Origin of the sequence: Arthrobacter sp. P2b, from assembly GCF_900168295.1 — a bacterium.
GTDB lineage: Bacteria > Actinomycetota > Actinomycetes > Actinomycetales > Micrococcaceae > Arthrobacter.
This window is the reverse complement of sequence record NZ_FVZL01000001.1, coordinates 520,134-539,130: the sequence shown is the minus strand read 5'-3', so window position 1 is coordinate 539,130 and position 18,997 is coordinate 520,134. Positions and strand designations below refer to the sequence as shown.

At 65.9% G+C, this 18,997-nt stretch carries 15 protein-coding genes and 1 rRNA gene; 14 read left to right on the top strand and 2 right to left on the bottom strand.

Going from position 1 to position 18,997, the window contains the following annotated elements:
* The first annotated feature begins 55 nt into the window (after nt 1-55).
* From argC to B5520_RS02355, 10 genes are all read left to right on the top strand, one after another.
* On the top strand, nt 56-1,087 hold the full coding sequence (gene argC, locus B5520_RS02400) for an N-acetyl-gamma-glutamyl-phosphate reductase (RefSeq protein ID WP_079595453.1): 1,032 nt from the start codon (nt 56-58) through the stop codon (nt 1,085-1,087).
* On the top strand, nt 1,084-2,250 hold the full coding sequence (gene argJ / locus B5520_RS02395) for a bifunctional glutamate N-acetyltransferase/amino-acid acetyltransferase ArgJ (RefSeq protein ID WP_079595452.1): 1,167 nt from the start codon (nt 1,084-1,086) through the stop codon (nt 2,248-2,250). The genes argC and argJ overlap by 4 nt, the downstream gene beginning before the upstream one ends.
* A 41-nt stretch (nt 2,251-2,291) precedes the next feature.
* Nucleotides 2,292-3,251: an acetylglutamate kinase gene (gene argB, locus B5520_RS02390; protein ID WP_079595451.1), complete on the top strand. Its 960-nt coding sequence runs from the start codon at nt 2,292-2,294 to the stop codon at nt 3,249-3,251.
* Nucleotides 3,248-4,534, top strand: a complete 1,287-nt coding sequence (locus B5520_RS02385; protein WP_079595450.1) for an acetylornithine transaminase — start codon at nt 3,248-3,250, stop codon at nt 4,532-4,534. The genes argB and B5520_RS02385 overlap by 4 nt, the downstream gene beginning before the upstream one ends.
* Nucleotides 4,531-5,565: an ornithine carbamoyltransferase gene (gene argF / locus B5520_RS02380; protein WP_079595449.1), complete on the top strand. Its 1,035-nt coding sequence runs from the start codon at nt 4,531-4,533 to the stop codon at nt 5,563-5,565. The genes B5520_RS02385 and argF overlap by 4 nt, the downstream gene beginning before the upstream one ends.
* On the top strand, nt 5,565-6,095 hold the full coding sequence (locus B5520_RS02375; protein WP_079595448.1) for an arginine repressor: 531 nt from the start codon (nt 5,565-5,567) through the stop codon (nt 6,093-6,095). The genes argF and B5520_RS02375 overlap by 1 nt, the downstream gene beginning before the upstream one ends.
* A 45-nt stretch (nt 6,096-6,140) precedes the next feature.
* Nucleotides 6,141-7,346: an argininosuccinate synthase gene (locus B5520_RS02370; protein WP_079595447.1), complete on the top strand. Its 1,206-nt coding sequence runs from the start codon at nt 6,141-6,143 to the stop codon at nt 7,344-7,346.
* A complete protein-coding gene (gene argH, locus B5520_RS02365; protein ID WP_079595446.1) occupies nt 7,347-8,762 on the top strand; it encodes an argininosuccinate lyase in 1,416 nt (471 codons plus the stop codon).
* A gap of 84 nt (nt 8,763-8,846) precedes the next feature.
* A complete protein-coding gene (locus B5520_RS02360; RefSeq protein WP_079595445.1) occupies nt 8,847-9,380 on the top strand; it encodes a pyridoxine/pyridoxamine 5'-phosphate oxidase in 534 nt (177 codons plus the stop codon).
* Between the two features lie 10 nt (nt 9,381-9,390).
* Nucleotides 9,391-10,152, top strand: coding sequence for a maleylpyruvate isomerase family mycothiol-dependent enzyme (locus B5520_RS02355; protein ID WP_079595444.1), 762 nt, complete (start codon nt 9,391-9,393; stop codon nt 10,150-10,152).
* 85 nt (nt 10,153-10,237) lie between these two features.
* On the opposite strand, the gene B5520_RS02350 is transcribed toward B5520_RS02355, so the two are convergent.
* Nucleotides 10,238-10,732 (bottom strand): methylated-DNA--[protein]-cysteine S-methyltransferase, encoded by a 495-nt coding sequence (locus B5520_RS02350; RefSeq protein ID WP_079595443.1) that lies wholly within the window; start codon nt 10,730-10,732, stop codon nt 10,238-10,240.
* Entirely contained in the window at nt 10,729-12,213 is a 1,485-nt protein-coding gene (locus B5520_RS02345; protein WP_079595442.1) for an AlkA N-terminal domain-containing protein, read from the bottom strand. The genes B5520_RS02350 and B5520_RS02345 overlap by 4 nt, the downstream gene beginning before the upstream one ends.
* Before the next feature lie 112 nt (nt 12,214-12,325).
* On the opposite strand from B5520_RS02345, the gene B5520_RS02340 reads away from it, so the two are divergent.
* The 4 genes from B5520_RS02340 to B5520_RS02325 all read left to right on the top strand — a co-directional run bounded on the left by B5520_RS02340 (nt 12,326) and on the right by B5520_RS02325 (nt 18,679).
* On the top strand, nt 12,326-13,018 hold the full coding sequence (locus B5520_RS02340; RefSeq protein ID WP_079595441.1) for a DNA-3-methyladenine glycosylase: 693 nt from the start codon (nt 12,326-12,328) through the stop codon (nt 13,016-13,018).
* 52 nt (nt 13,019-13,070) lie between these two features.
* Entirely contained in the window at nt 13,071-15,299 is a 2,229-nt protein-coding gene (locus tag B5520_RS02335) for a HelD family protein (protein ID WP_079595440.1), read from the top strand.
* Between the two features lie 24 nt (nt 15,300-15,323).
* A complete protein-coding gene (gene tyrS, locus B5520_RS02330) occupies nt 15,324-16,637 on the top strand; it encodes a tyrosine--tRNA ligase (RefSeq protein ID WP_079595439.1) in 1,314 nt (437 codons plus the stop codon).
* Between the two features lie 516 nt (nt 16,638-17,153).
* Nucleotides 17,154-18,679 (top strand): 16S ribosomal RNA (locus tag B5520_RS02325).
* Nucleotides 18,680-18,997: the final 318 nt, after the last annotated feature.

The window sequence follows — 18,997 nt, the reverse complement described above, 5'->3', positions numbered from 1 at the left end:
AAGCCGTGCATAAATATCGGCCCCTATGCATAACTATTGCTGTATAGTCGAGATCATGACTATTTCTGTTGCAGTGTCGGGCGCCAGCGGCTACGCCGGGGGAGAGGTCCTCCGCCTCCTGGCTGGCCATCCGGACGTCACCATTGGCGCCATCACGGCCCACAGCAACGCCGGCTCCCGGCTCGGCGAACTGCAGCCCCACCTGCACGGACTTGCCAGCCGCATCCTCGAAGACACCACGGTGGAGAACCTGTCAGGGCATGACGTGGTCTTTCTGGCCCTGCCGCACGGTGCCTCGGCCGAGATCGCCGCACGCCTGCCCGAAGGGACGGTGGTGATCGACGCCGGCGCCGACCACCGCCTGGAGGACCCCGCAGCGTGGGAAAAGTTCTACGGCTCCGCGCACGCCGGAACGTGGCCCTACGGACTCCCGGAGCTTCCCGGCCAGCGCGAGGCGCTTAAGGGCGCCACCCGCATCGCCGTTCCCGGCTGCTACCCGACGTCGGCCCTGCTGGCCCTGACGCCCGGGTTCGCGGCCCACCTTTTGGAGCCCGACGACGTCGTCATCGTTTCCGCGTCCGGCACCTCGGGTGCCGGCAAGGCAGCCAAGGTAAACCTGATCGGTTCCGAAGTCATGGGTTCCATGAGCCCCTACGGCGTGGGTGGCGGGCACCGCCATACTCCCGAGATCGAACAGGGCCTGTCCAATGCTGCAGGTGGGCGGGTGACCGTATCCTTTACCCCCACGCTGGCCCCCATGAGCCGCGGCATCCTTACCACCGCAACAGCCCGCGTTAAAGCCGGTACCACGGCAGCGCAGTTGCGGCAGGCCTGGACCGACGCGTACGACGACGAACCGTTCGTGCACGTCCTTTCCGAGGGCCAGTGGCCCACCACCAAGTCCGTGCAGGGATCCAACCATGCCGCGATGCAGCTGGCCTTCGACGCCCACACCGGCCGCGTGATCGTCACCTGCGTCATCGACAACCTCACCAAGGGAACGGCCGGCGGCGCCGTCCAATCCATGAACATCGCACTCGGCCTGCAGGAAACCGCCGGCCTCAACCTGCAGGGAGTAGCCCCGTGACCATCACCGCACCCCAGGGATTCCGGGCCGCCGGCGTCACCGCCGGACTGAAGGCTTCCGGCAAGCCCGACCTGGCCCTGGTGGTCAACGACGGGCCCGAGAAGGCCGCTGCCGCCGTGTTCACCAGCAACCGGGTGGCCGCAGCGCCCGTCCACTGGTCCCGCCAGGTGGTCTCCGATGGCCGGGTGGACGCCGTGGTCCTCAACTCCGGCGGCGCGAACGCCTGCACCGGGCCCACCGGCTTCCAGAACACGCACAGCACGGCCGAAAAGGTGGCAGAAGTGCTGGGCATTTCCGCCACCGACGTCTTTGTCTGCTCCACGGGCCTGATCGGCGAGCAGCTTCCCATGGACAAGATCCTTCCCGGCGTGGAGGCTGCCGCCGCGGCCCTCAGCACCGACGGCGGCCCGGCTGCCGGCACCGCCATCATGACCACCGACTCGGTCCCCAAGTCCGCGCTGTTCATCGGCACGGACTCCGACGGCCAGGAGTTCACCATCGGCGGCATCGCCAAGGGGGCCGGCATGCTTGCACCCGGCCTCGCCACCATGCTCGTCGTACTCACCACGGACGCGGGGGTGGAGCCGGAACTGCTCGACGTCGTCCTCCGCGACGCCACCCGCGTCACCTTCGACCGGGCCGACTCGGACGGTTGCATGTCCACCAACGACACCGTGGTCCTGCTGGCCTCCGGCGCCTCCGGGGCCGTGCCCTCTGCCGAGGCTTTCACCGCAGGCCTCACACAGGTCTGCGCCGAGCTGGCGCGGAAGCTCATCGCCGACGCCGAAGGTGCCAGCCACGATATCGCCATCCGGACGTTCAACGCGGCCAGCGAAGCGGACGCTGAGACGGTGAGCCGTTCTGTTGCCAGGTCCAACCTCTTCAAGGCCGCGATCTTCGGCAAGGACCCCAACTGGGGCCGCGTGCTTTCCGCGGTGGGTACCACCGACGCCGCATTCGAGCCGGACCAGCTCAACGTGGCCATGAACGGCATCCAGATCTGCCGCAACGGCAGCATCGGCGACGACCGCGGCCTGGTGGACCTTGAGCCGCGCGAAGTCCTGGTGGAGATCGACCTGCAGGCCGGCGACGCCGAAGCCACGATCTGGACGAATGACCTCACCCACGACTACGTGCACGAGAACAGCGCCTACTCCAGCTAGGTGCACTGGCCCATCACCGGAACCCCTGCGGAAGCGACAGCATGAACACCCAGACGCGCGAGACCACCAGCATGTCCGACGCTCAGGCAAAGGCCGGAACGTTGATCGAGGCCCTGCCCTGGATCCAGCGCTTTGCCGGCACCACCATGGTGATCAAGTACGGCGGCAACGCCATGGTCAACGATGACCTGCGCCGCGCCTTCGCCGAGGACATCGTGTTCCTCCACCACGTGGGGATCCACCCCGTGGTGGTCCACGGCGGCGGGCCGCAGATCAACTCCATGCTCGGCCGGCTTGGCATCGAATCCGAATTCAAGGGCGGACTCCGCGTCACCACCCCTGAAGCCATGGACGTGGTCCGCATGGTGCTCACCGGACAGGTGGGACGGGAACTGGTGGGGCTTATCAACTCCCACGGGCCCTACGCCGTCGGCATGTCCGGGGAGGACGGCGGCCTGCTGCGCGCCGTCCGCACCGGGACAGTGGTGGATGGCGAAGAAGTGGACCTTGGACTGGTGGGCGAGGTGGTCGGCGTCGACCCCGCCGGGATCAAGGACATTCTCGACGCCGGGCGCATCCCCGTGATCTCCACCGTGGCCCCGGAAATTGTCGACGGCGGCGACGGCGTCCCCGGTGCCGCCAGGTTCCAGCCCACCGGCCAGGTGCTGAACGTCAACGCCGATACCGCCGCCGCTGCCGTAGCCTCCGCGCTGGGTGCGTCCAAGCTGGTGATCCTGACTGACGTCGAGGGACTCTATGCCAACTGGCCGGACAAGTCCTCGCTGATCTCCTCCATCACGGCCACCGAGCTGCGGGGAATGCTGCCGAAACTCGAATCAGGCATGATCCCCAAAATGGCAGCGTGCCTTAAGGCCATTGACGAGGGAGTGGAACGGGCGCACATCGTGGACGGCCGCCTGCCGCACTCCATGCTTCTTGAAACTTTCACGACCGCGGGAATCGGTACCCAGGTGGTTCCGGACGAGGAGACCAACGCATGAACCAGAATCAGAAGGCCACGGTGGCTGAGCTGGCCGAAACCCCGTTGACCGAACTGGTGGAAACCAGCGGCCACGCAGGGTCGGAGTGGCTGGCCCGCTACTCCACCTCCCTGATGGGCGTCTTCGGCACCCCGCAGCGCGTCCTGGTCCGGGGTGCCGGCTGCCTGGTCTGGGACGCCGACGGGAAGGAATACCTGGACCTGCTGGGCGGCATCGCCGTCAACGCGCTGGGCCACGCCCACCCGTTCGTCACCTCGGTTATCGCCAGCCAACTGGCCACGCTGGGGCACGTCTCCAACTTCTTCACCAGCCCCACCCAGATCGCGCTGGCCGAGAAGCTCCTGGTGCTGGCACACGCGCCGGCCGGGTCCAAGGTGTTCTTCACCAACTCCGGCACCGAGGCCAACGAGGCCGCGTTCAAGCTCGCCCGCCGCAACTCCGGTGCAGCCGCGAGTGGCACGCCCACGCGGACAAAAATCGTGGCACTGGAGGGGGCCTTCCACGGGCGCACCATGGGAGCGCTGGCCCTCACCGCCAAGGAAGCGTACCGGACGCCGTTCGAGCCGCTGCCCGGCGGCGTGGTCCACATTCCGTTCGGCGACATTGCTGCGCTGGAAGCCGCCGTCGACGAAACGGTGGCAGCCGTTTTCCTGGAGCCCATCCAGGGTGAAGCCGGAGTCCGCCCCCTTCCGCCGGGCTACCTGCAGGCAGCCCGGGATGCCACCACCAAGGCGGGCGCGCTGCTGATCCTGGACGAGGTCCAGACCGGCATCGGCCGGACCGGCAAGTGGCTCGCCAGCGAGGACGCCGGAATTGTCCCGGACGCCATCACCCTGGCCAAGGGCCTGGGCGGCGGCTTCCCCATCGGCGCGCTGATCACGATGGGCGGGCAGACGTCGTCGTTGCTGTCCGCAGGCCAGCACGGCACCACCTTTGGCGGGAACCCCGTGGCAACCGCGGCGGCCCTCGCCACGCTGCACGCGATCGAAAACCAGCAGGTGCTGGACAACGTGCGCCTGGTGGGGGAGCACCTCCGCTCCGCGCTGGCCGCCGTCCCGGGCGTCACCGAGGTCCGCGGCGAAGGCCTGCTGATCGGCTTCGACCTTGACGCCGACGTGGCGCCGGCCGTGGTGCAGGCCGGGCTGGATGCCGGCTTCATTGTCAACAGCCCGGGACCGCGCACCATCCGCCTGGCACCGCCGCTGGTCCTCACCACGGCCCAGGCCGACTCCTTCCTCGCCGCCTTCCCGGCAATCCTCCAGAAAGCTAAGGACGCCCAGTGACTTCTGCCGTTTCCACCAGCGCAGCCCCTGAGAAGAACACCACCCGGCACTTCCTCAAGGACACCGACCTCAGCCCGGCAGAACAGGCTGAGGTCCTGGAGCTTGCCGCGCGCATGAAGGCGGCGCCCTACAGCGTCCAGCCCTTCGCGGCGGAGGGCAACAGCCGCAAGACCGTAGCCGTGATCTTCGACAAGACCTCCACCCGCACCCGCGTCTCGTTCGCCACGGGCATCGCGGACATGGGCGGCAACGCCCTGATCATCAACCCCGGCGAGGCGCAGATCGGCCACAAGGAATCCGTGGAGGACACCGCCAAGGTCCTGGAACGGATGGTCTCCACCATCGTGTGGCGTACCGGTGCACACTCCGGCCTGGTGGCCATGGCGGAAAACTCGAAGGTCCCCGTCATCAATGCGCTGTGCGACGACTACCACCCGTGCCAGCTCCTGGCCGACCTGCTGGCCGTCAAGGAGCACAAGGGCGAGCTCAAGGGCCTCACCATGAGCTACCTGGGCGATGCGGCCAACAACATGGCCAACTCCTACCTGCTGGCCGGGGTCACGGCTGGAATGCACGTCCGCATCGCCGGGCCCGAAGGGTACCTGCCCGCCGCGGACATCGTGGCCGCTGCCGAGGAACGCGCCGCCCAGACGGGCGGCTCGGTCCTGATCACCACGGATGCAGCAGAAGCGCTCAAGGGCGCCGACGTGGTGGCCACGGACACCTGGGTGTCCATGGGCCAGGAAGCGGAAAAGGAAGCCCGGCTGCAGCTGTTCCGGGAGTACTCCGTGGACGAGGCGGCCATGGCACAGGCTGCGGAAGACGCCGTCGTGCTTCACTGCCTGCCGGCCTACCGCGGCTACGAAATCTCGGCAGGGGTCATTGACGGCCCCCAGTCCATCGTGTGGGACGAGGCGGAAAACCGCCTGCACGCCCAGAAAGCGCTGATGGCCTGGCTGATGCACCGCTCCGGCCTGGCATTCGTCGACGGTCTTGCACCCGTTGAAGGCACCGGGGAGAGCACGTTCTAGTGTCCACCAGCCCGTCGGTGCCGGGCTCCAGCCCGGCCACCAAAACCGCCCGCCAGGCGCGCATCACCGCCATCCTGACGGGTGAATCGGTGCGTTCCCAGGCCGAGCTGGCCGCTTTGCTGGCGGACGACGGCGTGCAGGTCACCCAGGCAACGCTGTCGCGGGACCTGGTGGAACTGGGAGCGGTCCGCGTCCGCGGGAAAGAGGGCGTCCTGGTGTATGCAGTCCCCGGCGAAGGGGGCGAGCGGGCCGCGAAGAGCGGCGTCAGCCAGGAAATCCTGGACGCAAGGCTCGCCCGGCTGTGCAGTGAACTGCTGGTGACGGCCGAAGCTTCGGCCAACATCGTGGTGCTCCGGACCCCGCCCGGTGCAGCCAACTTCCTGGCCCTGGCCATCGACCATTCGGTGATGCCGTCCATCCTGGGCACCATCGCCGGGGACGATACGGTCCTGCTGGTCTCCCGGGACCCGCTCGGAGGTCCGGACCTCGCCGCCCGCTTCCTGCAACTGGCAGAGGAAGCCGGGCAATAAGCTTGAAGGCAACAACCAACAAACCCCCAACAAGGAGCATTTAAAGTGACTGAACGCATTGTGCTGGCCTATTCCGGCGGCCTGGACACGTCCGTAGCCATCGGCTGGATCGGTGAAGCCACCGGCGCTGAGGTCATCGCCGTGGCGGTAGACGTCGGACAGGGCGGCGAGTCCCTCGAGACCATCCGCCAGCGCGCCCTGGGCTGCGGCGCCGTCGAAGCCTACGTGGCCGACGCCTCCGACGAGTTCGCCAACGAATACTGCGTCCCCACCCTGAAGGCCAACGCCCTCTACCAGGGCCACTACCCGCTGGTCTCCGCCATCTCCCGCCCCGTGATCGTGAAGCACCTGGTCAAGGCCGCCCGCGAGTTCGGCGCCACCACCGTTGCCCACGGCTGCACCGGCAAGGGCAACGACCAGGTCCGCTTCGAGGTCGGCATCCAGACCCTCGGCCCGGACCTGAAGTGCATCGCACCGGTCCGCGACCTCGCCCTGACCCGCGACAAGGCCATCGCCTTCGCCGAGGAAAAGGGACTGCCCATCGAGACCACCAAGAAGAACCCGTACTCGATCGACCAGAACGTCTGGGGCCGCGCCGTCGAAACCGGCTACCTTGAGGACATCTGGAACGCGCCCACCAAGGACATCTACGACTACACCGCCACCCCGGAGTTCCCGCCGGCACCGGATGAGGTCACCATCTCCTTCGAAGCCGGCGTGCCGGTAGCGATCGACGGCGTCCGGGTCACCCCGCTGCAGGCCATCAAGGAACTCAACCGGCGTGCCGGCGCCCAGGGCGTTGGCCGCATCGACGTCGTCGAGGACCGCCTGGTGGGCATCAAATCCCGCGAAATCTACGAAGCCCCCGGCGCCATGGCACTGATCACGGCTCACAAGCACCTCGAGGACATCACCATCGAGCGCGAGCAGGCCCGCTTCAAGGCCACCGTTGGCCAGCGCTGGGCAGAGCTGGTGTACGACGGACAGTGGTTCTCCCCCCTGAAGCGCTCCCTGGACGCCTTCATCGAGGACACCCAGAAGTACGTCTCCGGCGACATCCGCATGACCCTGCACGGTGGCCAGGCCATCGTCAACGGCCGCCGCTCCGACACCTCCCTGTACGACTTCTCGCTGGCCACCTACGACACCGGTGACACCTTTGACCAGTCGATGGCCAAGGGCTTCATCGAGCTGTGGGGCATGTCCGCCAAGGTAGCCTCCGGCCGCGACATCCGGGTCGCGGGTCAGTAAATGGCGTCCGCTACGAACGAAGGCGCACTGTGGGGCGGCCGGTTCGCCGGCGGCCCCGCGGATGCCCTGGCCGCGCTGAGCAAGTCCACGCACTTCGACTGGCGGCTGGCGCGCTACGACATCGCCGGTTCCAAGGCCCACGCCCGCGTGCTGCACAAGGCAGGGCTGCTGGACGACGGCGAGCTTGAGGGCATGCTCTCGGCCTTGACGCAGCTGGACGAGGACGTTGCCTCGGGCGCCTACCTGCCGGCGGAGTCCGACGAGGACGTCCACGGTTCCCTGGAGCGCGGCCTCATCGAGCGGGCCGGGGTCCAGCTGGGCGGCAAGCTCCGCGCCGGCCGGTCCCGCAACGACCAGGTGGCCACCCTGGGCCGGATGTTCCTGCGCGACCATGCCCGGATCATCGCCCGCGGCGTGCTTGCCACGGTGGACGCCCTGGTGGACCAGGCCAAGGCCCACCACGGCGTGGCCATGCCGGGCCGCACCCACCTGCAGCACGCCCAGCCGGTCCTGCTCAGCCACCACCTGCTCGCCCACGCCTGGGCACTGCTGCGCGATGTGCAGCGGCTCCAGGACTGGGACAAGCGGGCCGGTGTCTCCCCGTACGGTTCGGGCGCGCTGGCAGGGTCCTCGCTGGGCCTGGATCCCGAAGCCGTGGCTGCGGACCTTGGCTTCTACTCGGCAGCCCACAACTCGATCGACGGCACCGCATCGCGCGACGTCTTCGCCGAGTTCGCCTGGGTGTGCTCCATGATCGGTGTGGACCTGTCCAGGATCTCCGAGGAAGTGATCTTCTGGGCCACGAAGGAGTTCTCCTTCGTCACGCTGCATGATTCGTACTCCACGGGGTCCTCGATCATGCCGCAGAAGAAGAACCCTGACGTGGCGGAACTGGCCCGCGGTAAGGCAGGGCGCCTGATCGGCAACCTGACCGGACTGCTGGCCACGCTCAAGGGCCTGCCGCTGGCGTACAACCGCGACCTGCAGGAGGACAAAGAGCCGGTTTTCGATGCCGCCGACACCCTGGAGCTGCTGCTTCCGGCCGTCTCCGGCATGATTGCGACGCTGAAGTTCAATACTGAGCGGATGGAGTCGCTGGCACCGCAGGGCTTCGCGCTGGCGACGGACATTGCCGAGTGGCTGGTCCGCCAGGGTGTGCCGTTCCGGGAGGCGCATGAGCTGTCCGGTGCGGCGGTCAAGCAGGCCGAAAGCCGCGGCGTGGAGCTGTGGGACCTGACGGATGAGGAGTACGCCGCCATCTCGGAACACCTCACCCCTGAGGTCCGGGCGGTCCTGTCCACGGAGGGGTCGCTGAACAGCCGCAACTCCCAGGGCGGCACCGCACCCTCCGCCGTCGAACGCCAACTGGTTGCGCTGGAAGCAGAGCTTGCGGGCGTCCGGGAGTACGCGGGCTAACCACCCCGCGAGATGGCACTTCGCGGCAATGTTTTTCATAAACACTGCCGTGAAGTGCCGTCTCGCGGCGTTTAAGCTGGACGCATGAGCGAAACGTTCCGAAAGTTCCTTCGCACGCTTCCCGACTTTCCGGCGTTGCTGCCGGGCTTTGACCCGGAGAACGCGCCGGCAGATCCCGTGGAGCTGTTCAAGCAGTGGCTGGACGAGGCACTGGCCGCAGGGGAGCAGCAGCCGCACGCGTTCAGCCTCGCCACAGTGGGCGGGCAACAACCGTCGTCCCGGATGCTGATCCTGAAAAACATCGACGACGACGGCTGGCACTTCGCCACGTCCCGCACCTCCCGGAAGGGCCGGGAGCTTGCCGAGGCACCGCGGGCTGCCATGAACTTCTACTGGCCCTCCCAGGGCCGGCAGGTCCGGGTGGCGGGTCCCGTCGTGGAACTGTCGGCGGAGGCGTCCGCCGTTGACTGGCACGAGCGGCCCCGCGCCGACGGCAGCGACAACCCCAACTGGCAGCTCTATGCCCTCCAGCCCACGGAGTACGAGTTCTGGCAGGCCAGCAACGACGGCGAGCACGTGCGGCACCGTCTCGGTCCCGACGGCAACCGTCCGGGCTAGGATGGGCGCCATGACAGCTCCCGCACCCGATGACCTGCTCGCTTGGCTCCACAAGGCCGCCGACACCGTTGCCGCTGATGCTGCAAAGTTCAGCGACGAGGACGTGCGGGCTCCCTCCGCCCTTCCGAAGTGGACACGGGGGCATGTCCTGGCCCACCTCACCGGGATCTCGAACGCCATGGCCCGGCAACTCGAGTATGCAGCGCGCGAGGAGACCATTGAGTTGTACGACGGCGGCATGGAGGGCCGGAACAGGGCCATCGAGATGGCTGCCGGACATGACGCCGCCACCCACCGTGCAGACCTCGGCGCGGCTCTGCAACGGGTCCTCAAGGCCTTCGATGCGCTGCCGGACGTCAAGGATTCCTCGGCCCACCGCATCGGGTGGTGGGCGCCCATCGCCTACCGCGGGGGCGTGGTGCTCGACGGCGGCCTGGCGCTCTGGCGCGAACTCGTCATCCATGCCTCGGATTTGAACACGGGCAGGGGACCGGAAACGTGGAGCCGGCAGTTCTGTGACCACCTGTTCGAATTCCTCGCTGCCCGGGTACCGCCGGAGGACAAGCTGGTGCTGCAGCCGTTGGGCCTGCCGCCCGTGAGCATCGGCAGCGGCAACCGTTCCATCGTGGTCAGCGGCATGCTGACGGACATTGCCGCATGGCTGGCCGGCCGGGAGCCATCACTGGGCAGCCTGCGGGCGTCTGCCGCCGCCGACGGCACCGACCTGCCCGAACTGCTGCCCTGGCCGGCGGGCACGCCGGCCCCCAAATAGCAGGGCAGGCCTTCCGTTGCCCTATCACTCTTGGTCCCTAAAACCCTGGTTTGGGAACCACAAGTGATAGGGCAATGAGGGCTGTTCAGATTTTTTCGCGGGCCAGGAGGCTTTCCTTCACGCGCAGGCCCCAGCGGAACCCGCCCAGCGAGCCGTCAGTCCGGATAACGCGGTGGCAGGGAACAAACAGTGCAGCGGCGTTGAAGGCGCAAGCGCTGGCTGCGGCCCGGATCGCTTTGGGGTTGCCCGCCAAGGCGGCGTACTCCGTATACGTCACCGGAAAACCGGGTTTGACCAGCCGGAGGACATCCCAGGCGTGGGCCCGGAACGGCCCCGATTGCTGCCGGACCGGCACGTCCATGGCGGGGCCCGGATCGCCGTCGTAGAAGGCCTCCACCGCAAGCGAAACCGCACCCAGCCCCGAAACCGCCTCAACGGACGAGGGGAGCAGGGCCGGGTGGATCTGACCGGTCAGTTTGGTGACCTCCGCTGTCCAGCCGGAGGCCAGGACCACACCGTCCCGGGCCAGGATGGTGAAGGGGCCGTCCGGCGTGGACATCGTGAGCAGCTGGGCTTTCATGGCATCACTTCCAGGGAAACGTCATTCAGGGCAAGGCCTTTGGGTGCGGCGGCGGCCCGCCACAGGTGCATGGTGGCGTAGGAGCGCCAGGGGCTGACTTCCTGGAAGTCCGGGTTCAGTTCGGTGTTGCCGGCGGACAGGGCCCGGATCCCGTTCCGGACGGCGGCGTCGTTGGCAAGGAAGACGTCGGGGGCGCCAAGCACCCGCATTGCCACGTAGCCCACTGTCCACGGTCCCACACCGGGCAGCGGAAGCAGCATGGCGGCGAGGCCGGGAAGGTCGTTTCCGTAGCCCGGGTCGATCCTGCCTTCTGCCATGGCGGCGGCGGCGTTGAGGAGTGATTCTGTCCTCCGCCGGGGGCCGCGCAGCAAATGTCCCGCCTCCGCAATTTCCGACGGCGTGGGGAACAGCCGGTCCAGTCCGTCGCCGGGGACGGTGCTCGGGCGGCCCGCTGCGGACAGCCGGGTCAAGGCGGTCCGCGCGGCAGCCACGGTGATCTGTTGCCCCACCATCGCCCGCACCAGCAGTTCCTGCGGATCCAGCGCGCCGGGCATCCGGATGCCAGGCGCTTCCGCCACTGCGTTGGCGAGCCGGCTGTCCTCTGCGAGGGCGCCGTCGATGGCTTCGGGGTCGGCGTCAAGGTCGAACAACCTGCGGACGCGGCTCAGCAGCGCCGGCAGGTCGCGAAGGTCCACCGCGCCGATGGTGAGGGTCAGGGGCCGCTCCCGGGCGCCGGCGTCGTACTCCACCCGGAAGCGGGCATCGCCGTGCGGCAGCCGCAGGGCCCGGGCGTAGGACGCAGCCGTCCCTGCCTCTATTCCCGGGATGGCACGCACCGCCAGGAACGTGAAAATGCCGGGATCGAACGGCTTGCGGTAGGGGAGGCTGAGGGTCAGCGCGGTGGACCCCGCCGCGGATCTTGTGGTCCGTCCGGTCAGGCGCAAGGCCGTGGGGGTCATGTCGAAAACGTCCAGCATGGTTTCGTTGAACTGCCGGACGCTGCTGAAGCCGGCAGCGAACGCGATGTCGGCGAGCTTCATGGATGTGGAAACCAGCAGGGTGCGGGCTGTCTGGGCCCGTCCGGCCCGGGCAAGGGACAGCGGCCCGGCACCCAGTTCCTGCACGAGGATCCGGTTGAGCTGGCGGGAAGAATAGCCCAGCCGGGCAGCGAGGCCCTCCACGCCGTCCCGGTTGATCACGCCGTCGTTGATCAGGCGCATGGCGCGGCCGGCGACGTCCTGGCGAAGGTTCCAGGCAGGGGTCCCGGGAACCGCCTCCGGAAGGCACCGCTTGCAGGCCCGGTAGCCGGCGTCGTGCGCCGCAGCGGACGTCTCGTAAAAGGTGACGTTCGCGGCCTTGGGCGTCCGGGCCGGGCACGAGGGACGGCAATAGATCCCTGTGGTCCGCACGGCAGTGTAGAACTGCCCGTCGAAACGGGTGTCCCGGGCATCGATTGCCCGGTAGCGCTGCCAGAAGTCCATTACTCCATCCTGCCAGCCGCCGGACGCCCCTCCTAGCGGAAATCGGACATGGCCGTGGCCCGCCCGGCAGTGCATTGCGGCTGGACCGCGGGGAATTGGGTAAGGTCTGGCCATGAGCGAAAATCCCTTACCGGCCGGTCCGCCGCTGCGGGAAATCCTCGCCGGCGACGCCCGCGAGCTGGCCCCGAAGCTGCTGGGTGCTGTGCTCACGCACGATTCGCGCGAAGGACCCGTCTCCGTCCGGCTGACCGAGGTGGAAGCCTATCTGGGGCCGGAGGATTCCCTGCACCCTGATCCTGGATCGCACACCTACCGCGGCCCTACGCCCCGCAACGCGCCGATGTTCGGCCCCGCCGGGCACCTGTACGTCTACTTCACCTACGGGATGCACCACTGCACCAACATCGTGTGCGGGCCGGACGGGGTAGCCTCCGCCCTGCTGCTGCGTGCCGGCGAGATCGTGGACGGGGCAGAGCTGGCGCAACGGCGGCGGCCCACGTCCAAGAGCGCGGCCGACCTCGCCAGCGGTCCCGCACGGCTCGCCAAAGCATTGGGCTTAACGACGGCGGACAGCGGGCGCGATGCCCTGGCGCCACCGTTCGGGCTGGTGCTTCCGTCCGGGCCGGCCGTGCACGTCAGTTCCGGTCCGCGGGTGGGTGTCGCCGGAGCGGGCGGATCGGATGCGTACTCGTGGCGCTTCTGGATCACCGGGGACCCCACGGTGTCCAAATACAAGGCCGCCCAGCCCAGGAAACCGAAAAACGTGGCCGGGGCGGCCGCCGCAGCCAAGTTTCACCAGCGTTAACGGAAATGGTTGTAGAATGGACGGTCTGTCTTTTGCGATAGGGGAACGTTAAATGCTTGACGCCGAATTGGCCCACGAACGGGAGTATGTAGCCGGCCTGTATGCCCGGCTGGAAGAGCTCCGCGAGGAAAAACGCCGGCAGTTGGCGCAGGTCCGCCGGGCCGGGGCTGTAGGCACCATGCAGAACGTTTCCGAACGTGACGCTTTCGCCGCCCTGTATGAGGACCGCCTGGCGCAGCTTGATGCGGTGGATGACCGGCTGGTCTTCGGACGCCTGGACCTGGACTCGGGCGAAGCGCAGTACATCGGCCGCATCGGCCTCACCACCGAGGACCTCCAGCGGCTCATGGTGGACTGGCGCGCGCCCGAAGCCGGACACTTCTACCAGGCCACAGCGTTTGACCGGCAGGGTGTGCGCCGCCGCCGGCACCTGATCCTGCAGGGCCGCGAGGTCAAGGCCATCGAGGACGACGTCCTGGACGCCGGGATGCTGGCGGACAACGAATCGCTGCAGGGCGAGGGCGCCCTGCTCGCGGCGCTTAACTCCAAGCGGACCGGCCGGATGTCCGACATCGTCAGCACCATCCAGTCGGAGCAGGACCGCATCATCCGTTCCTCCATCTCCGGTGCCCTGGTGGTCCAGGGCGGGCCCGGCACGGGCAAGACCGCCGTGGCGCTGCACCGCGCCGCCTACCTGCTCTACACCCACCGCGACCGGCTCAAAAGTGCAGGCGTGCTGCTGGTGGGCCCGTCGTCGTCGTTCATGAAGTACATCGAACGCGTGCTGCCATCGCTGGGTGAGACCGGCGTGGTCATGGCCAGCCTTGGCCGCCTGATGCCCGGCATCCAGGCCGTCCCGGAACCGGACGCCGCCGTCGCAGCCATCAAGGGCCGCCTGGACATGGCGGACATCGTGGCCAATGCCGTGTCCAACCGGCAGCGGATTCCCGGTGAAAACATGATCCTGCAGGTGGACGGACGGAAGCTGGTGCTGACGCCCCGGCAGGTCCGCCGCGCCCGCGAACGTGCCCGGTCCACCGGGAAGCCGCACAACGAGGCACGGGTGACCTTCGTCAAGATCCTGCTCCGGGAGCTGACGGAACAGCTGACCGACATCGTCGAGGCAGGCAACATCGGCAACAACGCCGACCGCTCCTACCTGGCCGAGGACGTCCGGACGGCGCGCGACGTGCGGATCGCCCTGAACCTGTGCTGGATGCCCATGACGCCGGAGAAGCTGATCTCCGAACTGTTCAGCAAGCCGGCAATCCTGGACTTCTGCACTCCCAAGCTTTCTTCGGCGGAACGCGCGCTGTTGCTGCGTCCCTTGGATGCGCCGTGGACCGAATCCGACGTCCCGCTGCTGGACGAGGCCGCCGAACTGCTCGGCGAGCTGGATCCGGCGGCGGGACGGGGGCTGGCACAGCAGGAGCACGACCGTGCCCGCGACCTTGCCAACGCCAAGCAGACACTCGTCAACATGGAAACTGCCGGGGTTGACGCCCTGATGACGGCCGAAGACCTCGTGGACCAGAACCAGGAACGCGAGGCCAGGCTGACGGCTGCGGAACGTGCCACCAGCGACCGCACCTGGGCTTTCGGGCACATCGTGGTGGATGAGGCCCAGGAGCTTTCGCCCATGCAGTGGCGGCTCCTGGTCCGGCGCTGCCCCCTGAAGTCCTTCACCATCGTGGGGGACATTGCCCAGACCAGCTCTGTGGCCGGTGCCAATTCCTGGCAGGGTGCCCTTGCCCCGATGTTCGGCGACCGGTGGCAGCTGGAGGAGCTGACGGTCAACTACCGGACCCCGTCCCAGATTGCCGAGGCCGCGGTGCGGATGGCCAACGCCGCCGGCCTCGTGGTGTCTGCACCGAAGGCCGTCCGTGAAGGACGCTGGTCGCCCATCATCGATGAAGTGGAGCCGGGCACCCTGGTCAACCGGCTCGTGGAAGTTCTGCCGGAAGAACTTGAAGCGCTCGACGGCGGCCTGCTGGCTGTCATTGCCGAAGGTGACCTTTTACCGGAAGCCACCGCAGCCCTGCGCGCCGCCTACGGTCGGCGCATCGGCACGGGCGCGGGCAGCTACGAACAGGACATCGTGGTCATCAGCCCCCGGGACGCGAAAGGCCTGGAGTTCGACGGCGTGGTGGTCCTGGAGCCTGCCCGGATGCTCAACCACGAGCACGGCAAGGTGGGCGACCTCTACGTGGCCATGACCCGTGCCACCCAGCGGCTGCGGCTGATAGCCGGAGAACCGGTACCCGCCGGCATCGTCCGCTGAGCCGGTACTGCTAACTTAGAAAGCGTGTCAGAAATCAACAGCGTCGAATCGCAGCAGAACGACCCCACTTTTGCCAACATCTGGCAGGAGCTGAAATGGCGTGGCCTGGTCCACGTCTCCACGGACGAAGCAGAGCTGGAAAAGCTCCTCGCCGGTGGGCCGGTCACCTACTATTGCGGGTTCGATCCCACCGCGCCGAGCCTCCACCTGGGCAACCTGGTCCAGCTGCTCGTGATGCGGCGGCTGCAGCTGGCGGGCCACAAACCGCTGGGACTTGTCGGCGGCTCCACGGGCATGATCGGCGACCCCCGCCCTACGGCGGAACGTACGCTCAACACCAAGGAAACGGTGGCGGAGTGGGTTGGGTACCTTCAGGGCCAGGTGCAGCGGTTCCTCAGCTTTGACGGGGACAACGCTGCCCGGATGGTGAACAACCTGGACTGGACCGCGCCGCTGAGCGCCATCGACTTCCTGCGGGAGGTGGGCAAGCACTTTCGGGTGGGCACCATGCTCCGCAAGGATGCCGTCGCTTCGCGCCTGAACTCCGATGAAGGCATCAGCTACACGGAGTTCAGCTACCAGATCCTGCAGGGCATGGATTACCTGCAGCTCTACCGCGACTACGGCTGCGTGTTGCAGACTGGCGGCTCGGACCAGTGGGGCAACCTCACCAGTGGAACCGAACTGATCCGCAAGGTGGAGGGCAAGAGCGTCCACGCCCTGGGGACGCCGTTGATCACCAACTCGGATGGCACGAAGTTCGGTAAGAGTGAGGGCAACGCCATCTGGCTCGACGCCGGGATGTGCAGCCCCTACGCCTTCTACCAGTTCTGGCTCAACACTGCCGATGCGGATGTGGTGGACCGGCTGAAGGTCTTCACCTTCCTCACCCGCGCGGAGATTGAGGACATTGCCACGGCTGTTGCCGAGCGCCCCTTTGCCCGTGAGGGACAGCGGAAGCTCGCCTTCGAAGTAACGTCCCTCGTTCACGGGGTGGAAGCCACCGAAAAAGTCATTGCCGCGTCGGCCGCCCTCTTTGGAAACGGTGACCTGGCTGCACTGGACAAGTCCACGCTCCAGGCGGCGACGTCCGAGCTTCCGTCCGCCACGGTCCAGGTGGACGCACTCGGAATCATCGATCTCCTTGTTGCCTCCGGGCTTTCGGAAAGCAAGTCTGCTGCCCGGCGCACTGTGGGGGAAGGGGGCGCCTACGTGAACAACGAAAAGGTGCTGGATCCTGAAGCCGTGATTTCCGAGGACGAGCTCCTGCACGGGCAGTACCTGCTGCTCCGCCGGGGCAAGAAGAACCTGGCCACTGTGGAAGTCCTGGTTCCGTAACAGGGGCAGACGCCACCCCCGCTTTGCCACATGCACGCCCCTCCACAGCCGATTTGCACGGCCGCGGAGGGGCGTGTATTGTTTTCTGAGTCGCCGCCGTTGAGTGGTGACAAACCCCAACTAATAAGAAGCAATTCTTGGTCACGCAGAGCGTGGGTTGAAGAAATGCTTCGCTTTTGGCTGGGCGGATTCATTCCGACAGAGTGAATTCCGGGAAAACAACCGGATTTGCAAAAGCGAGAATGAATGAAATAAGATTGAAACATCGCAGCGAAGAAATACGAAATATTAATTCGGTTTAGTTGAATTGTTTCGGAAATATTCGAATGTGTCTGTTGTTTGAGAACTCAATAGTGTGCCAAGTTTGTTGATACCGATTTGTTTTTATGGATTGGTTGAATTTGCCGGGCCTGCCGCCCCTGTGGTGGGTCTGGTTTTGACAGCTGGTTTCAAATTTTGTGCAGTGCGTGTTGCCGTTTTCCCGGTGGCGCGTGTTGTGTCTGTTTTTGTTTTACTTCAACGGAGAGTTTGATCCTGGCTCAGGATGAACGCTGGCGGCGTGCTTAACACATGCAAGTCGAACGATGATCCGGTGCTTGCACCGGGGATTAGTGGCGAACGGGTGAGTAACACGTGAGTAACCTGCCCTTAACTCTGGGATAAGCCTGGGAAACTGGGTCTAATACCGGATATGACCTTTCATCGCATGGTGGTTGGTGGAAAGCTTTTTGTGGTTTTGGATGGACTCGCGGCCTATCAGCTTGTTGGTGAGGTAATGGCTTACCAAGGCGACGACGGGTAGCCGGCCTGAGAGGGTGACCGGCCACACTGGGACTGAGACACGGCCCAGACTCCTACGGGAGGCAGCAGTGGGGAATATTGCACAATGGGCGCAAGCCTGATGCAGCGACGCCGCGTGAGGGATGACGGCCTTCGGGTTGTAAACCTCTTTCAGTAGGGAAGAAGCGAAAGTGACGGTACCTGCAGAAGAAGCGCCGGCTAACTACGTGCCAGCAGCCGCGGTAATACGTAGGGCGCAAGCGTTATCCGGAATTATTGGGCGTAAAGAGCTCGTAGGCGGTTTGTCGCGTCTGCCGTGAAAGTCCGGGGCTCAACTCCGGATCTGCGGTGGGTACGGGCAGACTAGAGTGATGTAGGGGAGACTGGAATTCCTGGTGTAGCGGTGAAATGCGCAGATATCAGGAGGAACACCGATGGCGAAGGCAGGTCTCTGGGCATTAACTGACGCTGAGGAGCGAAAGCATGGGGAGCGAACAGGATTAGATACCCTGGTAGTCCATGCCGTAAACGTTGGGCACTAGGTGTGGGGGACATTCCACGTTTTCCGCGCCGTAGCTAACGCATTAAGTGCCCCGCCTGGGGAGTACGGCCGCAAGGCTAAAACTCAAAGGAATTGACGGGGGCCCGCACAAGCGGCGGAGCATGCGGATTAATTCGATGCAACGCGAAGAACCTTACCAAGGCTTGACATGAACCGGACCGCCGCAGAAATGTGGTTTCCCCTTTGGGGTCGGTTTACAGGTGGTGCATGGTTGTCGTCAGCTCGTGTCGTGAGATGTTGGGTTAAGTCCCGCAACGAGCGCAACCCTCGTTCTATGTTGCCAGCACGTGATGGTGGGGACTCATAGGAGACTGCCGGGGTCAACTCGGAGGAAGGTGGGGACGACGTCAAATCATCATGCCCCTTATGTCTTGGGCTTCACGCATGCTACAATGGCCGGTACAAAGGGTTGCGATACTGTGAGGTGGAGCTAATCCCAAAAAGCCGGTCTCAGTTCGGATTGGGGTCTGCAACTCGACCCCATGAAGTCGGAGTCGCTAGTAATCGCAGATCAGCAACGCTGCGGTGAATACGTTCCCGGGCCTTGTACACACCGCCCGTCAAGTCACGAAAGTTGGTAACACCCGAAGCCGGTGGCCTAACCCCTTGTGGGAGGGAGCTGTCGAAGGTGGGACTGGCGATTGGGACTAAGTCGTAACAAGGTAGCCGTACCGGAAGGTGCGGCTGGATCACCTCCTTTCTAAGGAGCACCTACAAATCACTGTCTGCCGCGTATGTGGTGGTGGGGGTTTGTCAGGAGTATATGCCCGTTGCGCAGACGCAAGTTCTGCGGCGGGTGCTCATGGGTGGAATATCAACAAATAGGTGCCTGGTGGCACGGACCGGCTTGTGAGTACGGACGCTCTTGAGTGTCTTGGAAAGCGGTTGGGTCGTTGCTGGCGGGTAGTGTTTGGCACACTGTTGGGTCCTGAGGCAACAGGGCTGGTTCTCTTCTGTGAGGGAGGGTTCTGGTACTTGTGTGTTTCTGGTTTCCTGGCTGCACCGATCATGCGCGTTG